We start from the raw sequence: 22,622 nt of genomic DNA on the forward strand, positions 1-22,622 counted from the left end.
ACGAAAGCCATTTTCAAAAGAACATTATTCTGTTTTTGAACAGGAAAGTTATCGTGGAAAAAATAATCCTAATCAATATCCTGAACAATTGTATCAAAAGACTCAACTACAAGAAGGAATCCTTTATTTAGGGAAGGATAGAAATTTTATTTATGTTCAAATTGGGAATGACTCTTATAAAGTATCGAAAGATTTATTAGAAATAGGAGATACAGTTTCTTCAGCTAGTCGAATTGCTACACAGTATGTGTTAAAAGATGAGAGATTTACACAAGAGGGATTTGTAAAGGCATCAGCAATATTCTTAGAAAAAATCGTGATTCCAAAACAATTAGAGAGTCAAGAAGTGGACGCTTCAATTGCTAAATCTTTAAAATCTAGTACGAAAAAGATGGGGATATGGACGATTTCATAATGCTTTTTATGTGGTGTAAATAAGTGTATAATACAGTATTTATCAATAGTAATGAACTGCTTCTATTTTAAAAGCAAGAAGTAGAAGAGGAGTAAATTGAAATAATTTCTTGTAACAAAAGTTTGTGTTTCATAGAATATATAGATTAGTAATTGTTTTAATAGAGAAGTTAAATGATATGTTATATAATAGAGTTAAGGTCAAGGAAACATCTTTGACCCTACCCCATCCTTAAAAGAGAGGGGGTGAAAAGTATGAGAAAAATTTTTGAATGGTTTGATAACATCGAACCATTCAAAAAATCGGAAATAGTTTTAAAACTAGTCCGCTAGTATACTTTTTACTTAGGGGGAACTGTTAAAGGTTTCCACCTTACTTTTAAGGTCATTATAACAGAAAAATGAAAAAATGTGAATAAATTAAATTTAAGAATAAATAAAAGGATAGCATGGAATAAAGAGTTAATGATTGCGGAATTTATAACAAAAGAGACGATGAAAATCGTCTCTTTTACTATAGTGTATTCAATTTTTCAATTATCATTTGTCCAATTCGTTCAACATCTCTTTGGCTCCCTCGTAATTCGAATTCGTCTAATACGGGGAAGTGGAATCGCTCAGAATATTGGCGAGCGGTTAAACAAAATTGCTTGTTAAAGTTTCGATTTCCACTACCGACAATGCCAAAACATTTTTTGTAATTATCATGATAAGCAAGGAAATCTCCAAGAGGATTGGTTAGAATTTCAGTATCCCCGTTATCAACACCATTTCCACCTTCTAAATAAGTTGGAAGGAAAGCAATAGTAGGATGCTCTAATTCAAAAAATTCTATATGATCCCGAATGATATCTTTAACATTGATTAATTGGATTTGTAAAGAGGACTGTTGAAATTTAAAATACTCGACTAATTTTGTAACAAGACTATGAGTGTTCCCTGTTAAGCTAATATATGCGATTGATAATGATTGAGTCATAAAATCCCTCCCTTTTGTATTATCATAGCATAAATAAATGAAAAAACAATGGAATTTCTTGAATCTTGAAATGCGAAAATACATAAGACCTTGCTTTTCAAAAACTGTAAAATCAGCTATAATACTAAAGAAACGTTTGAAAATATAGAAGTGGAGTTATTAACATGTAAAATCGGCTATAATACTAAAGAAACGATTAGAAAAAAATATAGAAGTGGAGTTATATACATGTCAAATCAATTAGCTGCAGAAGTATCTTCACGTAAGACTTTTGCCATTATTTCTCACCCGGATGCGGGGAAAACAACGATTACTGAACAATTACTATTATATGGTGGAGCGATTCGTCAAGCAGGTACTGTTAAAGGGAAAAAGACTGGTAAATTCGCAAAATCAGACTGGATGGAAATTGAAAAACAACGTGGGATTTCTGTAACGAGTTCTGTGATGCAAGTGGAATATGATGGGAATCATATTAATATCGTAGATACACCAGGACACGAGGATTTCTCTGAAGATACGTATCGTACATTGATGGCGGTAGATAGTGCAGTTATGGTCATTGATAGTGCCAAAGGGATTGAGCCTCAAACAAAGAAATTATTCGAAGTTTGTAGTATGCGTGGCATTCCAATTTTTACATTTATTAATAAATTAGACCGTGATGGTCGTGAACCATTAGAGTTAATTGCTGAATTAGAAGAAGTATTAGGCATTGATGCTTATCCAATGAACTGGCCAATGGGGATGGGAAAAACATTTTTAGGGCTATACGATATTTATAATAAGCGTGTAGAATTAATGCATCCTGAAGAAAATGGCGACAATGACTTCTTACCATTAAATGAAGATGGAGAAGTGGAAGGGGATTATGCGTTCAAACAATCGACTTTATATGAACAGGCGATTGAAGATGCTCAATTATTATTAGAAGCAGGAAATGATTTTAGTGAAGAAGCGATTGCGAATGGAAAATTAACACCAGTATTCTTCGGTTCTGCCTTAACAGGGTTTGGAGTACAAACATTTTTAGATGCCTTTGTGGATTTTGCGCCAAGTCCTTCAGCTAAGAAAACAGAATCTGGTGAAAAAGTTGAACCATTAGAAGAACAATTTAGTGGATTTATTTTCAAAATTCAAGCAAATATGAATCCAGCTCACCGAGATCGTATTGCGTTTGTAAGAATTTGTTCTGGAGAATTTACACCGGGAATGGATATTACCGTAAATCGTTCTCAAAAGAAAATGAAATTATCTCATACAACGCAATTTATGGCAGATGCTCGTGAAACGGTAAAAGCAGCAGTTGCTGGGGATATTATCGGGTTATATGATACAGGGAATTTCCAAATCGGAGATACGATTTATAGTGGAAAACAAGCCATTCAATTTGAACCACTGCCACAATTTACACCGGAATTGTTCAATAAAGTTGCTGCAAAAAATGTGATGAAGCAAAAATCATTCCATAAGGGAATTGAGCAATTAGTGCAAGAAGGAGCCATCCAATTATATAAAACTTACCATACGGGTGAATATATTCTTGGAGCGGTTGGTCAATTACAATTTGAAGTATTCCAATATCGTTTAATGAATGAATATAATGCGGAAGTTGTAATGACTCCAATCGGAAGCAAAATTGCTCGTTGGATTGATGAAGCAGACTTGGATCCTAATATGTCTTCAAGTCGTAACTTATTATGCAGAGATAGATTCGATCAGCCAGTCTTCTTATTTGAAAATCAATTTGCGTTAAATTGGTTTAAAGATAAACATCCATCGATTGAATTAAAATCATTATTCTAATAAAACTTACCGTAGAGGAAGAAATTTCTCTACGGTTTTCTTTCGTGTTTTCATAAGTTTAGGGAAATCTAACTGATTTTCAAGCGAAAATATGATACACTAATGCAGTAGGAGTTGGAGATTATGAAAAAGAAAGCAAATATTAAAACAAATGCCATTCGTATGGTAGAACGTCAAAAAGTTCCGTATCAAATTTTTGAATATGAATGGGATGAAGAACATTTAGATGCCATTCATGTGAGTGAACAAATGGGCATTTCAGTGGATCAAGTTTATAAAACAATTGTATTACATGGGGATAAAACGGGTTATTTAGTAGCTTGTGTCGCAGCTGACCATGAATTGAATTTAAAGGCTTTAGCAAAAGCTTCTAATAATAAAAAAGTAGAACTAATCCCTGTATCTCAATTAGAAAGTTTGACTGGATATGTTCGAGGAGGGTGTTCACCTGTCGGAATGAAGAAAAGTTTTCCAACTTATATTGACTTACGTGCTAAAGAACAAGAGACAATTCGAGTTTCTGCAGGTAAGAGAGGAATACAAATGGAATTAAAACCACAAGATTTACAACAGCTAACGAGAGCTGAATGGTTTGATAATTTAGAAAATTAACCGAAGAAAGGATTTTATATGAGCGAAGTAAAAGAAGAAACAACCATGACTGAACTAAATGAAGTTTTAGAAGAAATCGTTGCAACACAAGAACAGGAAGTGGAACGTGTCGTATTTTGGGTAGACGAAACTCATGTCAAAATTAAAGAAGTCCATTATGAAATTGTTGAGGATTATCGTGAAGGATTTGAATTAGATGCCTTTAATGCACGTTACCAAGATATATTTGATAAATATGAATACATTGTTGGTGATTGGGGACATGAAAAATTACGTCTAAAAGGATTTTATGAATCAAAAAATCGACTAGCTACTCCGGACAAGGATATTGCTTGTTTACAAGAGTATCTATACGAATTTTGTAATTTTGGATGTCGTTATTTTGTACTCCAGAGAGATCCAAATGTAAAACCAGTAGCTGTAGAAGAAGAAGGAATTCCAAAACGTCCAAAAAATAAACAACAAAAACGAAATACGAAGCGTTTTAATAATGAACGAGTGGAAGACAAGAACTTTAAAGGAAACTCACAAAAAAATAATCGTTTTAATTCTAAAAAACGTAATTATGATCTGAAAGAAGCACCAAAACAAGATTTTGGTTTGAAAGAAATGACACATAAAGAAAGTTTACATTTGGAGAGTCAATCTTCTCTACAACCAATGAAAAATAAACGTCAAAATCGTAATTTTTCAATGAAGGAAGTTGATCAAACAAAGTTTCAAAAAAATGCACCGATGAAGCAAAAAAATAATCATCCTAATAAGAGATTTGATATTCGAGAAAAACCACAAAAAAGAGGGAATTAGCATGTATAAAGCATATTTTATTGATTTAGATGGAACAATGTATAAAGGAAAAGAACGTATTCCTACAGCAGAAGACTTTATTTGTCGCTTACAAGCAGCCAATATTCCGTTTTTATTTGTAACGAATAATGCTACAAAAACACCACAACAAGTCGCTGATAACTTGAGAGAAAATTATGGAGTAGAAGTGACTAAAAATGAAGTGTATACAAGTGGAGTCGCTGCCATGGACTTTTTAGACAGTCAAAATTTTGGCAAAAAATTAATGATTGTTGGAGAAGAAGCATTAAAAACTCAAGCAGTAGAACGAGGATATGAACTTGTAGGGGACAATCCAGATGTTGTTTTACAGTCATTAAATCGTGATACAACATACGCTGAATTAGAAGCTGCTACTTTAGCGATTCGTGCGGGAGCAAAATTTGTTGTAACAAATATCGACTCTAATCTTCCAAGTGAAAAAGGATTTATTCCAGGATCAGGTTCTATTACAGCATTTTTAAAAATGTCTACACAACAAGAGCCAATTGTGATGGGAAAACCAAGCAGTATTATTATGGAATCAGCTTTAAACTATTTAAATCAACAATATCCAGAACAACATTTTACAAAAGAAGATATTGCAATGGTGGGAGATAACTACCAAACAGATATTCAAGCTGGAATTCAATATGGAATGGACACTTTAATGGTTCTAACAGGATTTTCTACAAGAGAAGATTTAGAAGGAGTAGCACAACCTACGCATCTAGTGAATAATTTAAGTGAGTGGAAGGTATAAGAATGTCTACAACTATTAAAAGATGGAGTTTTTCTATTGTAATAGCATTATTCTTATTAAGTACAGCAATTACCTTTGTCATCTTTTTTGAACCATTATTTCGAGGAGTTATTTTATTATTTGGCTTAGAACAGCATAGTGGAATTTCTACAGCAACATTAATGGAGAATTATCATGTCTTAATTTCTTACTTAACGAGACCATGGATTAAGGAATTAGTGATGCCAGATTTTCCGAGTTCTCCTCAAGGATTATTTCATTTTGAAGAAGTGAAACGATTATTCATGATTAATTTTGTCATTGCAGCTATTTCTACGATTGTTTCACTTGTTTTGATAAGAAGGTTAAAAAAAGAAAGAAAATTATTCCTATTACTCACTCCATTAAAAGGAATATTATATGCTACACTATTATTTGTCGTCTGTTTAGTAAGCTTTTTCGATGTTATTTTTGTAAAATTCCACGAATTATTTTTCCATAATTCAGCATGGATTTTTGATCCAAAATTAGATCCTATTATTGAAGTATTGCCAGAAGAATTTTTTATGATTTGCTTTTTAATTGTATTTCTATGGCTTGTCTTTGGAATTATAGGGATCCGAAGATGGATTCGAAAGCAAGAACAGATGTAAATATTTTAAGCACTTAGTTCAAAAAAACTAGGTGCTTTTTGTATGGAATTTGACATAATAAATACAAGTTAACACTTGTTTGAAAGCGATTAACGTTTTATAATAAAGTAAAAGAAAGAGGTATTATTATTGAATAATAGAATAAAAAGTAGGTGTGTACAAATGAAAATTTATTCAACTGGAATTTTGTCATTTTTAGCTACCGTTATTGCGCTTCTGACAAATACACAATTAAGACAGAATTTCAATATGGAATACCCTATTTTATTTGTAAGTGGGCAAGTATTATGTTGGAGTTGTTTTTTAGTTCTTACAATATATATTTTTAAGAACTGGGGTAATGATTCTTCCAATTCTAACTGGAATTTATTTCGTTCAGTTATCATATGTGTATGTATCTATTGTATCGCCTATACTAAATTAGATTATGCTTTTCTAATCATTCTCATTGTGGGAATAACTCATACCTATTTTGTTCGAAAAAAATTGATTAAATAGAGAACCTGAAAAATCCAAAATAACTAAGTAGCAATGTGTTACTTAGTTATTTTTTATGGATTTTATTTGTTAAATACATTTTTGTCATACTCAAAAAAATTAAAACATGGTATGATAACGAGGAAGAGAATAATGACCGAGGGAGAAAGTATGAAAATATCAGTAGTGATTCCTTTTTATAATGAGGAAAGAATGATTGAAAAAATGTACAGTGAATTAGTTCATGTACTAAATCAACAAACAACAGAAGAATTTGAAATTATTTTAATTGATGATGGAAGTAAAGATAAAACTTTTGAAAAAATAGTAGAAATTGCCAAAAATGATGAGAGAGTTCGTTATTTAAGTTTTAGCCGTAATTTTGGGAAAGAAGCGGGAACAATTGCTGGATTACAATATGCAACGGGTGAAGCGGTGATATTAATGGATGGAGATTTACAACATCCGCCTGCACTTGTTCCTAAAATGATTGAAGCTTACCGTGAAGGCTATGATGTCGTCAGCGGTCGTAGAACAAGAACCGGTGAAAGCCAATTTCGTACTTTTCTAGCGAATTGTTTTTATAAATTAGCCAATAGACTAATGGATACACCTTTAACAGATGGAATTTCTGAGTTTCGTTTATTTAGTCGAAAAGCTGTACGAGCGATTTTATCATTGAATGAATATAATCGTTTTTCAAAAGGACTTTTCTCATGGATTGGTTTCAAGGAAAAAGTCATTGAATATGAAAATCATGTACGTGAAATTGGAGAAACGAAATATTCTTTAAAATTCTCATGGAATTATGCCATTCAAGGGATTTTATCATTTAATGATAAACCATTACGTGCGTGTATTAATTTAGGGCTGGGGTGTTTATTAATATCTGTGCTATATATCGTGTGGATGTTTATTAAATATATGATTGATCCAACTTCCTTAGTGAGTGGCTATTTTACAACGATTTTTGCAGTTGTCTTATTAGGGGGGATTCAGTTAATCTCTATTGGAGTTTTAGGAGAATATATTGGAAAAATTTATTATGAAGTGAAAAAACGTCCTCACTATTTAGTGGATCAAACGAATTTTGAGGAGGAGAAAGATGAGTAAAAAGAAAGTAGTTTACTTAACGAGTTTTTTTCTACCAATTGGCATTATGCTTGTTTCGTGGATGATTAATGGATTTTTCCCATTTGGTGCAAAATCACTAATGGCAGTAGATTTTAATGCGCAATATATTGGTTTATATGCTTATTTGAAACATTTCTTCTTAAATGGAGATTGGAATAGCTTTTTCTATTCCTTTTCAAAATCTATTGGTGGAGGAATGCTGGGTATTTGGGGATTTAATTTAATTAGTCCATTTAATCTATTGTATTTCTTCTTTTCAGAACAAAATTTTCAATGGGCAGTGATGTTAGCCATTGGTCTTCGCTATGGAGTGATGGGACTTACTTGGACACATTTTTTTGTGAAGCGATATAATGGGTTAGAAAAAAATCCAGCATTTCTTCCTATATTTGGAAGTTTGTATGCTCTGAATGGTTTTAATGTCAGTTATCAAATGAATCCAATCTTTTATGATGGTATGATTATGTTACCACTTGTATTAATGGGTGTAGAAGAAGTTTTGGATAGAACAGGTGCTAAACGGTATGTTCTATTGTTAGCTTTAGCGTTATTACTGCATTTTTACATGGGATATATGATTTGTATTTTTGTAGTTATCTATGCCTTATTTTACTTATTGAAATCAAAAGATAGAACGTTTAAACAAGGGTTTATTCAATTGCTTCAACTAGGATTTTACTCAATTTTAGCTGTTGGATTAGTGGCATTTATTCTTGTTCCGATTTTGATGAGTTTAGTTTCAACTAAGGGTGGACTTGAAAGTAAGTTATTATTTGAATGGAAATTACAAATTGATCCATTAGATATGTTTTCTAAATTATTTTTAGGAGCATTTGATAATTCTTCATGGCCAGCAGGTCCAAATTTACCGAATATTTATGTGGGCTCACTAGGAATAATGGGGACGATTTATTATTTTATCAGTCCCACTATTCAATGGAGAGAGAAAGTAGCTTCACTTGGAGTTTTAACTATTTTTATCCTATCTTGTGTCCATGAATTTACGAGTAAATTATGGCATATGGGACAAAATCCAGCAGGATTCTTCTATCGCTTCTCTTGGATTATGGCATTTTTCTTAGTTTATTTAGCGTATTTAGCTTTAAGAGAAGTCGAGCAATTACATTGGAAACCGTCCATTGTTATTGCAGGAGGGACATTAGTGATGTTTGCGATCGTAATGACAAGACAGTATTCTTTCTTAATTGTTCCACAAAAAATTGCGACAGTGGCATTAATTTTTGTGATGTTATCGATTTTAGTATGGCCTCAAATCAATAAAAGATGGGCATTTTTAGCAGCAGTCACAGCGATTGAATTAATGATGAATGCAACGATTGTCCAATCGAGAGTAGGATATACAGATGCATATAAATATCAAGATGCAGTCAAACAATTACAAACAGCAGTAGCACCTATTCGACCAAATGATAAGGAATTTTATCGTATTCAAGGAAGTTTTCATTTAAGTAAAAATGATCCCTTTATGGCAGACTATCCAGGAATGTCTGTATTTAGTTCCAATCTTGAAAATGCCACAAGAGATTTATTTGAACAATTAGGCAATACCGGCATTAATGCGACCACATATTACTATGGAACACCATTAAGTGATGCCATTTTTAGTTTGAAATATTGGATGACACCCAAGCCCGTATACACGAAAGATTATCCAGATACAACTAAAATGTATGTATTTGGAAACTATGCAACTCGTTTCGATTTAACAGAAAACACGCCAGTTGTATATGATAAAGAGCGTACAGAAGTATTTCAAATTCCACAAACTCTTCCGATAGCATTCGGAGTGAATGAAACATTAGCTTCATTAGAATTAAGAATGAATCAACCCATTCAAAACTATAATAAAATTACAGCAGCTCAATTAGGAGAAGACGTTAAATATTTGGAGATGTTAGCAGCAAATGATATTACAACGGATAATTTTCAAGTAACCGATCGAACAGAAACATATCGTAGAATTGATTCAAGTAAACCAGCTAGTATCACCTATCATTTAACGCCACAAACAGATGAAGAATATTGGGTTACGTTACCAACCCGTTTTTCAAGAACGGATACAAATCTTATTCGAATTTTTCTGAATGGAGAAGAATATCATTTCTTAAATAATTATCAAGCGACTCAATTAGTCAATATTGCTTCGCAATCAATGGATAAGCCAATTGAATTTAAAATCGAAGTGAATACGGACGAAGATTACTCCTTTAGTGGCGTTCGATTGGTTAAATCTAATCACTCTGTTTCCAATCGTTTTATTCAGGAACGTCAAATTCAAGCATTGAAACTTACTCATTGGGATAATTCTCATATTCAAGGTACCGTTACAATTACAGATGATAGTAGTGTCATGTTTACTTCGATTCCATACGATAAAGGTTGGATTGTAAAAGTCGATGGAAAAGTCGTTGAAACAAGAAAAATTTGGAATAGTTTACTAGGTTTTGCGATTACGAATGGGGAACACACAATTGAATTAAGATTCATTCCAGAAGGATGGTTTGCAGGAGTTGGGATTTCTATCGTATCATTTATTGTATTCCTCGGTTTAATTTACAAGAAGTGGATTTAATGTTTAGATAAGACTTCTATTAGTTAGGTAGCAACTGATAGGAGTCTTTTTTAGTATAGTGTTCTTGGGTGAAAAATTGTCTAGTAATGAGAAAAAATATTAAAGAAAAACATCTTGTACTAGCAGTAATAAAATCTTTTTTAACAGGTTTTATTAGAGGAAAAATTGAGACCAAGGCTCAATTTTTAGCCATGAGATTCGCTTTGCGAAGCTGCTGGCGTCCTTTGCAAGTTACAAAATGTTTTTCTTTAATATTTACTTATGGTTCTTAAAAAATTCTTTGAGGTCGTTTAGGCTGATATCGCTGCTGTTTGATAAAGTCTCTTGTAATTGACCGTCTTTAAAAACTAATAAAGTAGGAATAGAATTAATATGATATTGTTCTGCAAACTTCGCTAATTCATCCGTCTTATTTTCCGTATCAATATAATAAATTGTAGCATTAATACTTCTTGCAGCCTTTCTTAATTTTGGAGCAAACTCCCTACAATACGGACAAGATTCACGTCCAACATAAACAAAACGAAGCTGTCTCTTTAGACCCTTCATTTCTTCTTGAATCCTTGAATTGTCTAGTTCTATAAAATGACGTGTGGCTTGCACATATTCAGTTGTTCGGTAAATCCAAGAGTTATTTTTAGAAATAAATAATGGAGGAGCGATTAAAAGAGTCATTAAGCAAACACCTATTATGTTCTTCGTTAGAGTAGAAAATTTATCACTTAGAGGCGATTTAGATACTAAATAGTAAGCTCCTGTTGCGATGACAAATTCATAGAGAATCCAAAGTAAGGAATGTCCACTAATAAAATAATGAAATAGCAAAAAACAAACAAGAAGGATTGAAAACAATTTGTCATCTTTCGTTAAAGACTTAATCTTACACATTAAAACCAACTCCTTTATTATGTTATACTTACATTATAATATAAAACTCTTTTTTTGAAAACGTTTTTAAAAAGAGGAGTATAAAAATATTAAAGAAAAAAATTTTGTACTAGCAGTAATAAAATCTGATACATCAGATTTTATTAGAGGAAAATTTGAGACCTTAGGCTCAAATTTTAGCCATGAGATTCGCTTTAGCGAAGCTGCTGGCGTCCTTTGCTACTACAAAATTTTTTCTTTAATATTTTGTACTGGAAAACATGAAATCATACTTTTGTCCCATTGTCGTAGGATGAGAATATGCTATAATTTTCCTAAGAGAGTTGATAAAGGAGAAGTCTTATGAAGAAACATATGATTCAAGTTATTAAACTATTTTTCTTTGTAGCCGTTAGTGCAGCTGTTTATGAAGAAATGGATAATACAGCAGAAGTATTTTTATTCGCTTTACTTTGTTATGGAATATTTTTCTATGTGCTATTCCGAAAAGAAATGAATCCACCAAATTGGAAAACATACCTACATAAGGAAAAAGAATTACAAGGCCCGTCAGAAAAACAACAAGAGATTTATAATAAGGCAGGTTTAACAGAAAGCGATGTAGCCTTTTTTAGAGAAAAAATGAATCGAGCAAAAACTCAAATTCAACAAATCGAAGCTTATACAAAACAAAATAATAAACTAGAAGCGATTGCGAATCGTTATCAAATCGTCACCGTTTTAAAAGATTATTTCAAGGAAATTGTCCAACATCCCGAACGATTACATGCCGTTGATAAGTTTTTAAATACGTATTTACCAGGTTTAGAAGAAATTATGGGAAAATATATTGAAATTGAACAACATAAATCTAAAACTCAAGAAACGTATCAAGTGCTGGATCAAACAATGGAATTATTAGATGATTGCTGTCTTCAAGTAGAAGCTGATTATCAAAAATTCCAAGCACAAGATTTTAGTGATTTAAATTTAGAAAGAGAACATCTTCAAAAACAATCTCAAAAAGAAGAATTTGAAGACTTTTAGGAGGAAATATAGATGACAGATAAAACTTCAACAGTAGAAGATTTAATTCAAAATCCATTTGGGGAACAAGTGAGTGTCACACCATTATCAGAAGTGTCCCACGATTTTCCAGCAACACAAACTGAAGCTAGTCCAAAGAAATTAATTGATACATTGGATGAAAAACATCAAGAACAAGCTCGTGCATTAGCGAAGCAAATTGATGAAAAAAATTTACAAGCGATTATTAGTTATGGTGCTGCAGCTCAAAAACAATTAGGAGAATTTTCTCATCAAATGCTTTCTCATGTGCAAGCAAAAGATACTGGAGAAATTGGGGATATTTTAAATGACTTAATGGAGCGTTTAAATGAAACTGACCCAAATGATTTAGTAGCTGAAAACCAAGGATTCTTCCAAAAATTCTTTGGAAAAATTAAGAAGAGCATTTATGAAATGCAAGCAAAATATCAAGAAGTTGGCTCCCAAGTCGATAAAATTGCGATTCGTTTAGACCATGAGAAAAATGGTTTATTAAATGATAATTTATCATTAGAACAATTATATCAACGTAATAAAGATTTCTTTGATGCTTTAAATATTTATATTGCAGCGGGAGAATTAAAATTAGCGGAATTACAAGAAACATTAATACCTGAAGCTTTAGAAAAAGCACGTGTAACAGGTGATCAAATGGATGTACAAGTCGTAAATGACTTAGAACAATTCCTAGACCGTCTAGAAAAAAGAAATCATGACTTGAAATTAACAAGACAAATGACGATTCAACAAGCACCACAAATTCGTTTAATTCAAAATACAAACCAAGCATTAGCTGAAAAAATTCAATCATCGATTACAACAACCATTCCATTATGGAAAAATCAAATTGCGATTGCGATGACATTATTACGTCAAAAAGATGCTGTAACAGCACAAAGACAAGTGTCAGAAACTACGAATCAATTAATTCAAAAAAATTCAGAAATGTTGAAAATTTCTACCATTGAAACTGCTCGTGAAAATGAACGAGGCATTATTGATTTAGAAACATTACAAAAAACTCAAAAAGACTTAATTGAAACATTAGAAGAAACATTGAAGATTCAACAGGAAGGTAGAGCAAGAAGAAGAAAAGCAGAAGTTGAATTAACAAATATGGAAGAAGATTTAAGACAAAAATTATTAGTGTTAAGTCATAAAGAAAAACAAATTCATCAAGATTAATAGGATAAAACGTGTAGAAATTTTCTTGATTTCATAGAATTTATAATTCAGTAGTAAAGATGTAATCTGCTTGTAATAAAATAAACTTGCGATTTTTAAGAACATTCTTTACAATGGTAGTAAATATATTTTTAATGAGGTGAGAAAATGCACGTTTGGATCGTAGTAGTAGCATTATTAGCTTTAGCAGTATTTTTCTTATTCATTTCATTGTTCTTAAAAGACAATCAATATGAAGATGAATTAGATGAATTAAGTGAAGGCTTATTAGAATTGAATCGAGAAGTGTATTCTTTAAAGAAAAAAATTCAAGAGTTGGAAGGAACACCAATTTATCGTGCTCCTGTTGAACAAGCTCCACAACCTGAACCGGAATTTACTTTTATTCCTCAACCAGTTGTTGAGCCAGAACCAACTTTCACTCCAAGATTTGAAGTAGAAGAAGAAGTGAAACCAGTATTTGAGCCAAAGCCAACTTATACTGAACCAACTATTTCACAACCAGAACAACAAGAAGAAGAGTTACATAGTATTACTCGTAAACACATTTTGACTCTATTTAGTCATGGTGGTTCATATGAAGAAATTGCTGAACAATTAAATGTTCCGGTTTCTACAGTTCAATTAGTGATTGATAGCTATTTTGAATCGGATTCACATTAAGGAGGGGTAATATGAGTAAAACAAAATTTCGCTCTTTAGGTGTTGCGTTTCTTTTATCAGCTATTATTTTAGCTTTAACAACTGTAGCTTGGCCATTTGTTCCAGATTCTTTAAAAAGTAAATTAGATAGTGTTCATTTACCATTAGTAACGGATACTGTTAAAACAACTGAAGAAACGACTGTAGCAACAACAGTGGCTGCTAAAACAACTGAGTCAACAACCAAAGAAGCTGCAAAAGTTGCAGATAAGCCTGTTTCTATTACAGTTGAAAGTGGTGAAGTTTCAAGTGATGTTGCTCGTAAATTAAAAGAAGCTGGAGTGATTACTGATTCGAAAGCTTTTGTAGATTATTTATTAGAAAATAATATTGCAGAAAATATTTTAGCAGGAACATTTGAAATTCAACCAAATAGTAGTTTTGAAGAAATTGCTCGTACATTAGGAGCTTTACGCTAATTGATAAAAATAAGAGGTAGACACGGAGAAATCGTGTTTACCTCTTTTCTTGTTTTAAGATGAAGATTTTTTCATCCATATGAAATAACTAAATAAGACATAAATTAAAATTGTTAAGCTAATAAGTGTTTCAATCTTAACGAATACATTCAATAGAGAATGCTGGAGAATTCCTTGAGCCATTTTTAGGGAAGTTGCTGTAACAATGGTTGGGAATGTTAAAGCTGAAAAAGTAGGTTGGAATCCATGTTTTAAGATATAAGGTAAGCGACTCAAAACAAATAAGAAAAATGCTTGAGATGCGATGATCATGATGATTAATCCCCAGGTTGGTAATTGCTGCCCCCATACACGAACTAATGATGCCAGTAGTAAAGAAAAAGGAGCACAATAGATTCCTTCTTGTCCTAATAATGCGGTAGGAAGTGGTTTTTCCTTTAAGTCTTGATAAATACGTGGATACAAATAAAACGTTAGTAGGAAACCAAAAAGAATCGTTGCATAGGCAATTTCAATGATTCCAACAACAGGATAAGTGAGTGCTGCCACGGCAATCCCAACATATAATACTGTCCAAGTTGGAGTTGCAAAAATTTTTTCTTTTGAAGTTAATATTTTCACTGAAAAATACGTTATTAATCCAACATCTAATAAAAACGAGAACCACCAAAGGAAGTGCGCTAAATAGGGAATGCTTGGAAGAAGACGAAGGACATAAGTAGATAAGATCATTCCTGCCATAGGGAAAGTAGCCATTCCAGATAAAACGGGCGGTTTTCTAAATTCTCTTTCTGTTTCTTGCCAATTTATCAAATGATAGAACAAGAAAATAATCCATAATCCTAGTCCTAATAAACTAAATACATGAGATAATTCAGGTAATATGTCTACAATAAGATTTCCTGCTCCCGCTAATCCTAGAAGACAACCTGCAAATGCTAAAGGTAATTTTTTCATAATAGCCTCCAATAAACTTTTTATGAAAAGTATATCACAAAATAGAAAACAGGAACATTTTAATTTGTAGTTTTCTTAAAAGAGTTTGATAAAAATTCTATTTCATTTCGTTAAATAATTTTAAATTCTGATAGAATTATTACGAAACCCATTCTAAATTATGCTATAATGGAGCAGTGAATATTAAAAGATGGATGTGAATACATGATTAATAAAAGAAAGAATCGTCCTATAAAGAAAAAATCACATATTCCATTTCGATTAAATTTATTATTTTTTATCGTGTTTTTTTCATTTATGGCTTTAATCGGACGATTAGCGTATGTTCAATTAATTAAAGGTGATGATTTTATCGCTTTAGTGAAACGTACTGAAACTTCTACTGCAAAAAAAGCAGTGCCAAGAGGTTCGATTTATGATAGTAAAGGAAAAGTATTAGTAGGAAATAAACCAAAATTAGCAGTGAATTATACACGTTCTTCTGATGCTACAACGAAAAGCATGCTTGAAACGGCTAAAAAATTAACAGAGTTTATTACTGTGGATACGAGTAAATTACGAGATCGTGATTTAAAAGATTACTGGTTTGCCACTCATCCAGATGATGCTAGTAAGTTATTAACGGCTGAAGAGAAGAAGCGAATTACAAAAGAAGGTTTATCCAATAGTCAAACGTACGAGATGCAATTAGCTCATATTACGGATGAGCAAATTAATTATTCAGATAGCGAAAAGCAAGTGATAGCTATTTTTACAAAAATGAATAGTGCTTATGCATTATCAACTGTAACGATTAAAAATGACTCTGTTACAGAGCAAGAAGTAGCTCGAATTAGTGAACGACTTGGAGAATTAAAAGGAATCGATATTGATTCGGATTGGGATCGTGAATATCCTATGGGAGATATGTTAAAGACTATTCTTGGTTCGGTTTCTTCTGAAACAACTGGATTACCTTCGAATAAAGTTCGATCATTATTGACACAAGGATATTCTTTAAATGACCGTGTAGGAACAAGTTATTTAGAAGAACAATATGAATCCGTTCTAAGCGGTACAAAAACAGTTGTTCAAAGCCAAACGAATAATCGTGGGGAAGTTGTCAATCATGAAGAACGTTATGGTGGGAAAGCTGGTTCGAATTTAGTGATGACAATTGATACGGATTTTCAAAAGAAATTAGAAGAGATTGTTACAAAAGCTGTGGAAGGATTATCAGATGCCACTGCAGACCGAGTGTATGTTGTTGCAATGAATCCAAAATCCGGAGATGTTTTAGGAATTACTGGTAAAAAGAAAAAATATAATGAAAATTATCAAGTAACTGGAATTGAAGATGATGCCTTAGGAGCTATTAATGGTGCCTTTGGGATGGGATCAGCTGTAAAAGCGGCAACAGTTATTTCTGGATATATGGATGGAGTTATTACAAGAGAAGATAATACGATTGTCGATGAACCAATTGAGTTTGAAGCTTCTGAACCGAAAAGTTCTGTATTCAACCGTAATGGTAGTATTCCTGTAACAGATTTAGATGCGATTGAGCGTTCTTCTAACGTTTATATGATTAAGTTAGCCATGAGAATGGGTGGACAATATGAGTATAAAAAAGGTGGAAAATTAAATATTAATCTTAACGTATTTGATAAATTACGTGAGTATTATGCCCAATTTGGTTTAGGGGTTCGTACAGGAATTGACTTACCTAATGAAGGAAAAGGATATAATGGTGGTACAGGTGCTGCCTTCTCTGCACTGGACTTTGCGTTCGGTCAGTTTGACTTATATACGCCATTACAATTAGCTCAATATATGGCTACTATTGCCAATGGAGGAACACGTATTGCACCTCGTTTAGTAAAAGAAATTCATTCAACAGGTAAAGATGGAGGAATTGGTGATTTAGAGACAGTTGTTCCAACAAAAATTATGAATTCTCTCCAAGTAGAAGCAGGATTAATTGATCATATTAAAGAGGGATTATATCGTGTAACGCATGGAGCAAACGGAACTTCAGCTTATACATTTAGAAATTATACGCCTTCTGTTTCTGGTAAAACAGGTACAGTAGAAGCGTTCTATGGTGGACCATTACCACAATTTAAACAAAAAGAAGTAGAGAACTCTACATTTGCTTCTTATGCTCCTTCTGATAATCCTGAAATTGTTGTATCAGTAGTTGCACCATATTTTTCAAATGGACTTCCTGCCGATTTTGCAGCTGGAATTACAAAACAAGTGTATGATGCATACTTCCATCAAGAAAGTTCTTCATCTACACCTTCAAATGCTAATGGACAAGCCCAACAAGCTAATCCACAAGCTGCAAATGCACAAGTACAACAAAATACTCAAGCAGCAACAGTAAGACAACAACAAAATGCTACTGTTCCGGTAGCTCCAGTAAGAAGACAAGGACAATAATGGTAAAAAAAGGACTTTTGAATTTTCAAAAGCCTTTTTTTATTGCTAAATTGAATAGACAAGATATAATAGTATTAAGGAGGCTTATTTATGAATGATTTTACAGAAGTAACCGTACAAAAAGAAGTGAAATACCAAGGTGGTATTTTTACAGTTGAACACCATGTAGTATCTCTTCCAAATGGTAAACAATCAACAAGAGATATTGTTTTACATAATGGAGCAGTAGCAGTTCTTGTTGTTCATGAAGGAAAGATTTTATTAGTTCGTCAATATCGTAAAGCCATTGAAGCTCATACATTAGAAATTCCAGCTGGTAAATTAGACCACGATGGAGAAAGCCCATTAGAAGCAGCCAAAAGAGAGTTAGAAGAAGAGGCACAATTAAGTGCAAATGAATGGAAAAAAGTAGTTGATTTAGTACCAACTCCTGGATATTGTAATGAAAAGATTCATTTGTATGAAGCAAAGGGAATTCATCATTTAGAGAATGCTGCACCATTAGATGAAGATGAATTTGTTTCAATTGAGTGGATTCCAGTGGAAGAACTGATTCAAAAAATCCATAACGGAGAAATTACGGATGCAAAAACGATTATTGCTGTTCAATATGCAGCATTGCATCAATAGGAGAAAATATGTCGAAAGAACCATTATTAACACGAAAAGCTTTGAGAGAACATGTAGTAGAGCAAAAAAGGTCTCAAAATAGTGAAGAGATTGAATGGAATGATTCACCAGTTCCTAAAAAGCCTTTTTTAGAAAGATATAATCGCTTTTTAACGATTTGGATGATTGCGATGATTGTACTGATTATTGTAGCAATCGGAGTTCAAATCTTCTTATAAAATGATGGAAATATTAGATTCTAATTTAGAACATGATTTAAGGCTAGACAATTCATAAGAGCTTTGATAAAATAACACATATATTTAAAGACATTGATGGAAAAGGGTTATAGAAAATTTCATTATTAGGGAGAAAGGTCAGCGACTGAAAGCCTTTCATGAAAATCTACAACTTTTCACTTCCGAAGTCGCCATTGGAATTCGATAAGATGAATAATGGATCGGTTCGTTACCGTTAATAACGCCGAGTGCCTGCAATGCAGGAATGAGGGTGGTACCGCGATAAAGTTCGTCCCTTACAATTTTTAGGAATTGTAAGGGACTTTTTGTTTATTAAAATGATTTATAGGAGGAAATAAAATGAATTTAGCAGAAATGAAACAACAATTTGATGCGATTCGTCAAGATGTATTAGCTGCATTAGAAACTGTTCAAACGTTAAAAGAAGTTGAACAAATTCGTGTGCAACAATTAGGAAAAAAAGGACCTATTACGGAAGTTTTAAAAAATATTAAAAATATCGTTCCTGAAGAACGTCCACAAGTAGGAGCGTTAGCGAACGAATTACGTAGTGTAATTGAAGAAAAAATTGCTAGTATTAAAGCTGACTTAGAAGCAAAAGCATTGGTGGAATCTTTACGTAAAGAAACAATCGATGTTACAATGCCAGGTCGTCCAATGACAGTTGGTACAAAACACGTATTAAGTCACGTGAGTGATGAAGTGGAAGATTTCTTTATTGGATTAGGATACCAAGTAGTAGAAGGGCCAGAAGTAGAATCAGATCACTATAACTTCGAAATGATGAACTTACCAAAAGATCATCCTGCTCGTGATATGCAAGATACATTTTATATTACACCTGAGTATTTATTACGTACGCAAACTTCACCAGTTCAAGCAAGAACGATGGAAAAACATGATTTCTCTAAAGGACCATTAAAAATGATTAGTCCAGGGCGTGTATTTAGACGTGATAATGATGATGCAACTCACTCACATCAATTCTATCAAATTGAAGGATTAGTAATTGATAAACATATTACAATGGCTGACTTAAAAGGAACATTAGCTGTATTTGCCAAAGAGTTATTTGGTCAAGAGCGTGAAGTTCGACTACGTCCAAGTTACTTCCCATTTACAGAACCTTCTTTAGAAGTAGATATTAGCTGTTTCAAATGTGGTGGACAAGGTTGTTCGATTTGTAAAGGAACAGGTTGGATTGAAATTTTAGGTTCTGGAATGGTTCACCCGAATGTGTTAGAAGCTGCTGGAGTGGATTCAAGCGTTTATGGTGGATTTGCCTTTGGATTAGGACAAGACCGTATTGCAATGTTGAAATATGGAATCGAAGATATTCGTTCACTTTATACGAATGATGTTCGTTTCTTAAATCAATTTACGAAGTAAGGAGAAGAGAATATGAAATTATCGTATGAATGGTTAAATGAATATTTAGATTTAAGTTCAATTACTCCTCAAGAATTAGGAGAAAAAATGTCACGTACTGGGATTGAAGTAGATAGTGTATCCGTTCCAGGAGAAGGACTAAGTGGATTAGTTGTAGGTCGTGCATTAGAAGTAGTAGATCATCCAGATTCAGATCATCTACATGTCGTTACAGTGGATGTTGCTGGGGAAGAAGCTTTACAAATCGTCTGTGGCGCACCAAATATTGCTAAAGGGCAAAAAATTATTGTAGCGACTCATGGAGCACGTATTGCTGGTGGTCATAAAATTAAGCGTGGAAAATTAAGAGGAGTAGAGTCTCAAGGGATGATTTGTTCTCTTCAAGAATTAGGGCTTCCTTCTTCATTAGTGCCAAAAGAATATGAACAAGGCATTTACGTATTTGAAGATGATGCGATTGAAGTTGGTATGGATGCAGTTAAAGCTTTAGCATTAGATAGTGCAATTGTGGAATTGGATATTACAGCTAACCGTGCAGATGCTTTGAGTATGAGAGGTTCTGTTCATGAAATTGGTGCCATTTATAATTTAGAAAATACATTAGCACCAGATGAATTTTTAGAAGGGGGTTCGTCTTCATTAGATCCATGGATCACAGTATCGGTTGAAGATGAAGTAGATGCTCCAGCTTATCACTTACAAATTATTAAAAATGTTACTGTAAAACCAAGTCCTCAATGGATGCAAAATCGATTGATTGCAGCAGGTGTTCGTCCAATTAATAATATCGTAGACGTTACAAACTATGTTTTAATGGAATATGGACAACCGCTACATGCCTTCGACTATGATCGTTTAAATTCTAAACAAATTCATGTTCGTCGTGCAAAAGAGGGTGAAACATTAGTAACATTAGATGGTGTTGAACGTACATTAAATAATGAAATTGTTATTACAGATGGAGAAAAACCAGTTGCCTTAGCTGGTGTAATGGGTGGATTAGATTCAGAAATTATTGAAACTACAACGACTGTTGCATTAGAATCAGCATTATTTGAGCCAAAAGCGATTCGTTTAGCTTCTCAAAAACATAATTTAAGAAGTGAATCAAGTAGCCGTTTTGAAAAAGGAATTAATAAAGCGACTATTTTACAAGCTGGTAAGAGAGCTGCAGCATTAATTGCTGAATTAGGAGATGGTGAAGTAGTCGAAGGAGTAGCTTCTGCTCAATCACTAACATTAGAGTTACCAGTTGTTTCAATTTCATTAGAACGCTTAAATCATGTTTTAGGAACTAGCCTTACAATTGAAGATGTATTACAAGTATTTAAACAATTAGCTTATCCTACAGTTGAAGAACAAGGTGTATTCCATGTGACAGTTCCTGCTTGGAGATTTGATATTTTGATTGAAGCAGATTTAGTCGAAGAAGTTGGACGTATTTATGGATATGATAAAATTCCTTCAACATTACCAACAACTGCAAGTACTCAAGGTGGATTAACTGAGAAACAACGTTTTGTACGTTGGACTCGTCAATTTATGCAAGGAGCAGGCTTATCTCAAGCGTACTCTTATGCATTAACAACTCCTGAAAAATCTCATTGGTTTACAGTAGAAGAAAGACCAAGTATTCGTTTAGACTTACCGATGAGTGAAGAAAGAAGTGAATTAAGACAGTCAATGTTACCAAGTTTATTGGAAGCATTACAATATAATGTCGCTCGTTCACAACAAAATGTTCGTTTATTTGAAGTTGGGAAAGTATTCTCTATTGGTAAAAATGGTTCTGAAGATTTCCAAGAAAGAGAAGTTATCGGAGCTGCAGTAACAGGAGAATGGGGACATGCTTCATGGCAATCACCAGCACAACCTGTTGATTTCTTCGCATTAAAAGGAGTATTAGAAGCTTATTTTGCAGAATTGAACTGTAATGATCGCATTCGTTTTGTTGCAACAGATGCAATTGAACAATTACATCCAGGACAAACAGCGTATATTTATTTAGATGAAGAGTTAGTTGGATTTGTTGGAAAAATTCATCCAGTCATTCAAAAAGAATTAGATTTATCAGATATATTTGTATTTGAATTATTAGTGGAACCTTTATTAGCTGAAGGATTACAAGAACGTGTGATTCAATCTGTACCAAAATTCCCATCAATGACACGTGATATTGCGTTATTAGTTCCTGTATCAATGGCGCATGCAACATTAGAAGCAGTCATTAAAGAACAGGCTGGTCAATATGTGCAATCAGTTACTTTATTCGATGTATATAAAGGTGAGCATGTACAAGAAGGGTACCAATCATTAGCTTATTCGATTCGTTTCTTAAATAAAGAAGCTACTTTACAAGAGGAAGAAATTAAACAAGCAATGGATCGTATCCAAACAGCCTTAGTTGCATTGGATGATGTAACCATCCGTTAAGATGCTACGGAATAAAAGAATTCCCTTGCGTAGTAAGGTCGCCAGCAGCCTCGCAAAGGCGAATCTCATGGCTA

At 33.0% G+C, this 22,622-nt stretch carries 20 protein-coding genes; 17 read left to right on the forward strand and 3 right to left on the reverse strand.

Annotated features, from left to right (window positions below):
- On the forward strand, window positions 1–415 hold a 415-nt coding region (locus tag RYL55_RS03125; RefSeq protein ID WP_315007196.1), incomplete at its 5' end, for a hypothetical protein.
- Between the two features lie 513 nt (window positions 416–928).
- Here the strand turns inward: RYL55_RS03125 and nrdI are convergent.
- A complete protein-coding gene (gene nrdI / locus RYL55_RS03130; RefSeq protein ID WP_315007199.1) occupies window positions 929–1,393 on the reverse strand; it encodes a class Ib ribonucleoside-diphosphate reductase assembly flavoprotein NrdI in 465 nt (154 codons plus the stop codon).
- Between the two features lie 228 nt (window positions 1,394–1,621).
- Here nrdI and RYL55_RS03135 point away from each other — a divergent pair, with 228 nt between their 5' ends.
- From RYL55_RS03135 to RYL55_RS03165, 7 genes are all read left to right on the forward strand, one after another.
- Window positions 1,622–3,199 carry a peptide chain release factor 3 gene (locus RYL55_RS03135; RefSeq protein WP_314077848.1) on the forward strand — a complete coding sequence of 526 codons (1,578 nt, stop codon included), beginning with the start codon at window positions 1,622–1,624 and terminating at the stop codon, window positions 3,197–3,199.
- Between the two features lie 123 nt (window positions 3,200–3,322).
- Entirely contained in the window at window positions 3,323–3,811 is a 489-nt protein-coding gene (gene ybaK, locus RYL55_RS03140; RefSeq protein WP_315007201.1) for a Cys-tRNA(Pro) deacylase, read from the forward strand.
- 18 nt (window positions 3,812–3,829) lie between these two features.
- Window positions 3,830–4,618, forward strand: a complete 789-nt coding sequence (locus RYL55_RS03145; RefSeq protein ID WP_315007203.1) for a YutD family protein — start codon at window positions 3,830–3,832, stop codon at window positions 4,616–4,618.
- A 1-nt stretch (window position 4,619) separates the two neighbouring features.
- Window positions 4,620–5,399 carry a TIGR01457 family HAD-type hydrolase gene (locus RYL55_RS03150; protein ID WP_315007205.1) on the forward strand — a complete coding sequence of 260 codons (780 nt, stop codon included), beginning with the start codon at window positions 4,620–4,622 and terminating at the stop codon, window positions 5,397–5,399.
- 2 nt (window positions 5,400–5,401) lie between these two features.
- The gene (locus RYL55_RS03155; protein ID WP_315007207.1) at window positions 5,402–6,031 is read left to right on the forward strand and encodes a TIGR01906 family membrane protein; all 630 of its coding nucleotides are present in this window, start codon (window positions 5,402–5,404) and stop codon (window positions 6,029–6,031) included.
- A gap of 648 nt (window positions 6,032–6,679) precedes the next feature.
- Window positions 6,680–7,621, forward strand: a complete 942-nt coding sequence (gene pgfS / locus RYL55_RS03160) for a glycosyltransferase PgfS (RefSeq protein ID WP_315007209.1) — start codon at window positions 6,680–6,682, stop codon at window positions 7,619–7,621.
- Window positions 7,614–10,235 (forward strand): YfhO family protein, encoded by a 2,622-nt coding sequence (locus RYL55_RS03165; protein WP_315007211.1) that lies wholly within the window; start codon window positions 7,614–7,616, stop codon window positions 10,233–10,235. Before pgfS ends, RYL55_RS03165 begins: the two co-directional genes overlap by 8 nt.
- A 255-nt stretch (window positions 10,236–10,490) precedes the next feature.
- Here RYL55_RS03165 and RYL55_RS03170 read toward each other — a convergent pair whose 3' ends face one another.
- Window positions 10,491–11,123: a thioredoxin family protein gene (locus RYL55_RS03170; protein ID WP_315007213.1), complete on the reverse strand. Its 633-nt coding sequence runs from the start codon at window positions 11,121–11,123 to the stop codon at window positions 10,491–10,493.
- Window positions 11,124–11,465: 342 nt separating this feature from the next.
- Here RYL55_RS03170 and RYL55_RS03175 point away from each other — a divergent pair, with 342 nt between their 5' ends.
- The 4 genes from RYL55_RS03175 (at window position 11,466) to RYL55_RS03190 (ending at window position 14,476) form a co-directional block, all read left to right on the forward strand.
- Window positions 11,466–12,149, forward strand: coding sequence for a 5-bromo-4-chloroindolyl phosphate hydrolysis family protein (locus tag RYL55_RS03175; RefSeq protein WP_315007215.1), 684 nt, complete (start codon window positions 11,466–11,468; stop codon window positions 12,147–12,149).
- Between the two features lie 12 nt (window positions 12,150–12,161).
- The gene (locus tag RYL55_RS03180) at window positions 12,162–13,355 is read left to right on the forward strand and encodes a toxic anion resistance protein (protein ID WP_314112450.1); all 1,194 of its coding nucleotides are present in this window, start codon (window positions 12,162–12,164) and stop codon (window positions 13,353–13,355) included.
- Between the two features lie 147 nt (window positions 13,356–13,502).
- Window positions 13,503–14,018 (forward strand): DUF6115 domain-containing protein, encoded by a 516-nt coding sequence (locus RYL55_RS03185; protein ID WP_315007218.1) that lies wholly within the window; start codon window positions 13,503–13,505, stop codon window positions 14,016–14,018.
- 11 nt (window positions 14,019–14,029) lie between these two features.
- On the forward strand, window positions 14,030–14,476 hold the full coding sequence (locus RYL55_RS03190) for a hypothetical protein (protein ID WP_315007219.1): 447 nt from the start codon (window positions 14,030–14,032) through the stop codon (window positions 14,474–14,476).
- A 54-nt stretch (window positions 14,477–14,530) separates the two neighbouring features.
- On the opposite strand, the gene RYL55_RS03195 is transcribed toward RYL55_RS03190, so the two are convergent.
- On the reverse strand, window positions 14,531–15,433 hold the full coding sequence (locus RYL55_RS03195) for a TDT family transporter (RefSeq protein WP_315007221.1): 903 nt from the start codon (window positions 15,431–15,433) through the stop codon (window positions 14,531–14,533).
- A 204-nt stretch (window positions 15,434–15,637) separates the two neighbouring features.
- Between RYL55_RS03195 and RYL55_RS03200 the strand changes: the two genes are divergently transcribed.
- From RYL55_RS03200 to pheT, 5 genes are all read left to right on the forward strand, one after another.
- Window positions 15,638–17,857, forward strand: coding sequence for a penicillin-binding protein 2 (locus tag RYL55_RS03200; RefSeq protein WP_315007224.1), 2,220 nt, complete (start codon window positions 15,638–15,640; stop codon window positions 17,855–17,857).
- A 90-nt stretch (window positions 17,858–17,947) separates the two neighbouring features.
- Window positions 17,948–18,487, forward strand: coding sequence for an NUDIX hydrolase (locus RYL55_RS03205; RefSeq protein WP_315007227.1), 540 nt, complete (start codon window positions 17,948–17,950; stop codon window positions 18,485–18,487).
- A gap of 8 nt (window positions 18,488–18,495) precedes the next feature.
- On the forward strand, window positions 18,496–18,705 hold the full coding sequence (locus RYL55_RS03210; protein ID WP_006702989.1) for a hypothetical protein: 210 nt from the start codon (window positions 18,496–18,498) through the stop codon (window positions 18,703–18,705).
- A gap of 360 nt (window positions 18,706–19,065) precedes the next feature.
- Window positions 19,066–20,115: a phenylalanine--tRNA ligase subunit alpha gene (pheS, locus tag RYL55_RS03215; RefSeq protein ID WP_315007229.1), complete on the forward strand. Its 1,050-nt coding sequence runs from the start codon at window positions 19,066–19,068 to the stop codon at window positions 20,113–20,115.
- 12 nt (window positions 20,116–20,127) lie between these two features.
- The gene (pheT, locus tag RYL55_RS03220; RefSeq protein ID WP_315007231.1) at window positions 20,128–22,548 is read left to right on the forward strand and encodes a phenylalanine--tRNA ligase subunit beta; all 2,421 of its coding nucleotides are present in this window, start codon (window positions 20,128–20,130) and stop codon (window positions 22,546–22,548) included.
- The last annotated feature ends 74 nt before the right edge of the window (window positions 22,549–22,622 follow it).

The organism is uncultured Granulicatella sp., from assembly GCF_963515615.1.
Classification (GTDB): Bacteria; Bacillota; Bacilli; order Lactobacillales; family Aerococcaceae; genus Granulicatella.

Bases quoted from the DNA above. Each gene is read 5' to 3' on its own strand.
- RYL55_RS03155 (WP_315007207.1), top strand. From the start codon at position 5,402: ATGTCTACAACTATTAAAAGATGGAGTTTTTCTATTGTAATAGCATTA.
- RYL55_RS03185 (WP_315007218.1), top strand. From the start codon at position 13,503: ATGCACGTTTGGATCGTAGTAGTAGCATTATTAGCTTTAGCAGTATTT.
- RYL55_RS03180 (WP_314112450.1), top strand. From the start codon at position 12,162: ATGACAGATAAAACTTCAACAGTAGAAGATTTAATTCAAAATCCATTT.
- RYL55_RS03145 (WP_315007203.1), top strand. From the start codon at position 3,830: ATGAGCGAAGTAAAAGAAGAAACAACCATGACTGAACTAAATGAAGTT.
- RYL55_RS03150 (WP_315007205.1), top strand. From the start codon at position 4,620: ATGTATAAAGCATATTTTATTGATTTAGATGGAACAATGTATAAAGGA.
- pheT (WP_315007231.1), top strand. From the start codon at position 20,128: ATGAAATTATCGTATGAATGGTTAAATGAATATTTAGATTTAAGTTCA.
- RYL55_RS03135 (WP_314077848.1), top strand. From the start codon at position 1,622: ATGTCAAATCAATTAGCTGCAGAAGTATCTTCACGTAAGACTTTTGCC.
- RYL55_RS03175 (WP_315007215.1), top strand. From the start codon at position 11,466: ATGAAGAAACATATGATTCAAGTTATTAAACTATTTTTCTTTGTAGCC.
- pgfS (WP_315007209.1), top strand. From the start codon at position 6,680: ATGAAAATATCAGTAGTGATTCCTTTTTATAATGAGGAAAGAATGATT.
- ybaK (WP_315007201.1), top strand. From the start codon at position 3,323: ATGAAAAAGAAAGCAAATATTAAAACAAATGCCATTCGTATGGTAGAA.
- nrdI (WP_315007199.1), bottom strand. From the start codon at position 1,393: ATGACTCAATCATTATCAATCGCATATATTAGCTTAACAGGGAACACT.
- RYL55_RS03190 (WP_315007219.1), top strand. From the start codon at position 14,030: ATGAGTAAAACAAAATTTCGCTCTTTAGGTGTTGCGTTTCTTTTATCA.
- pheS (WP_315007229.1), top strand. From the start codon at position 19,066: ATGAATTTAGCAGAAATGAAACAACAATTTGATGCGATTCGTCAAGAT.
- RYL55_RS03200 (WP_315007224.1), top strand. From the start codon at position 15,638: ATGATTAATAAAAGAAAGAATCGTCCTATAAAGAAAAAATCACATATT.
- RYL55_RS03165 (WP_315007211.1), top strand. From the start codon at position 7,614: ATGAGTAAAAAGAAAGTAGTTTACTTAACGAGTTTTTTTCTACCAATT.
- RYL55_RS03205 (WP_315007227.1), top strand. From the start codon at position 17,948: ATGAATGATTTTACAGAAGTAACCGTACAAAAAGAAGTGAAATACCAA.
- RYL55_RS03170 (WP_315007213.1), bottom strand. From the start codon at position 11,123: ATGTGTAAGATTAAGTCTTTAACGAAAGATGACAAATTGTTTTCAATC.
- RYL55_RS03210 (WP_006702989.1), top strand. From the start codon at position 18,496: ATGTCGAAAGAACCATTATTAACACGAAAAGCTTTGAGAGAACATGTA.
- RYL55_RS03195 (WP_315007221.1), bottom strand. From the start codon at position 15,433: ATGAAAAAATTACCTTTAGCATTTGCAGGTTGTCTTCTAGGATTAGCG.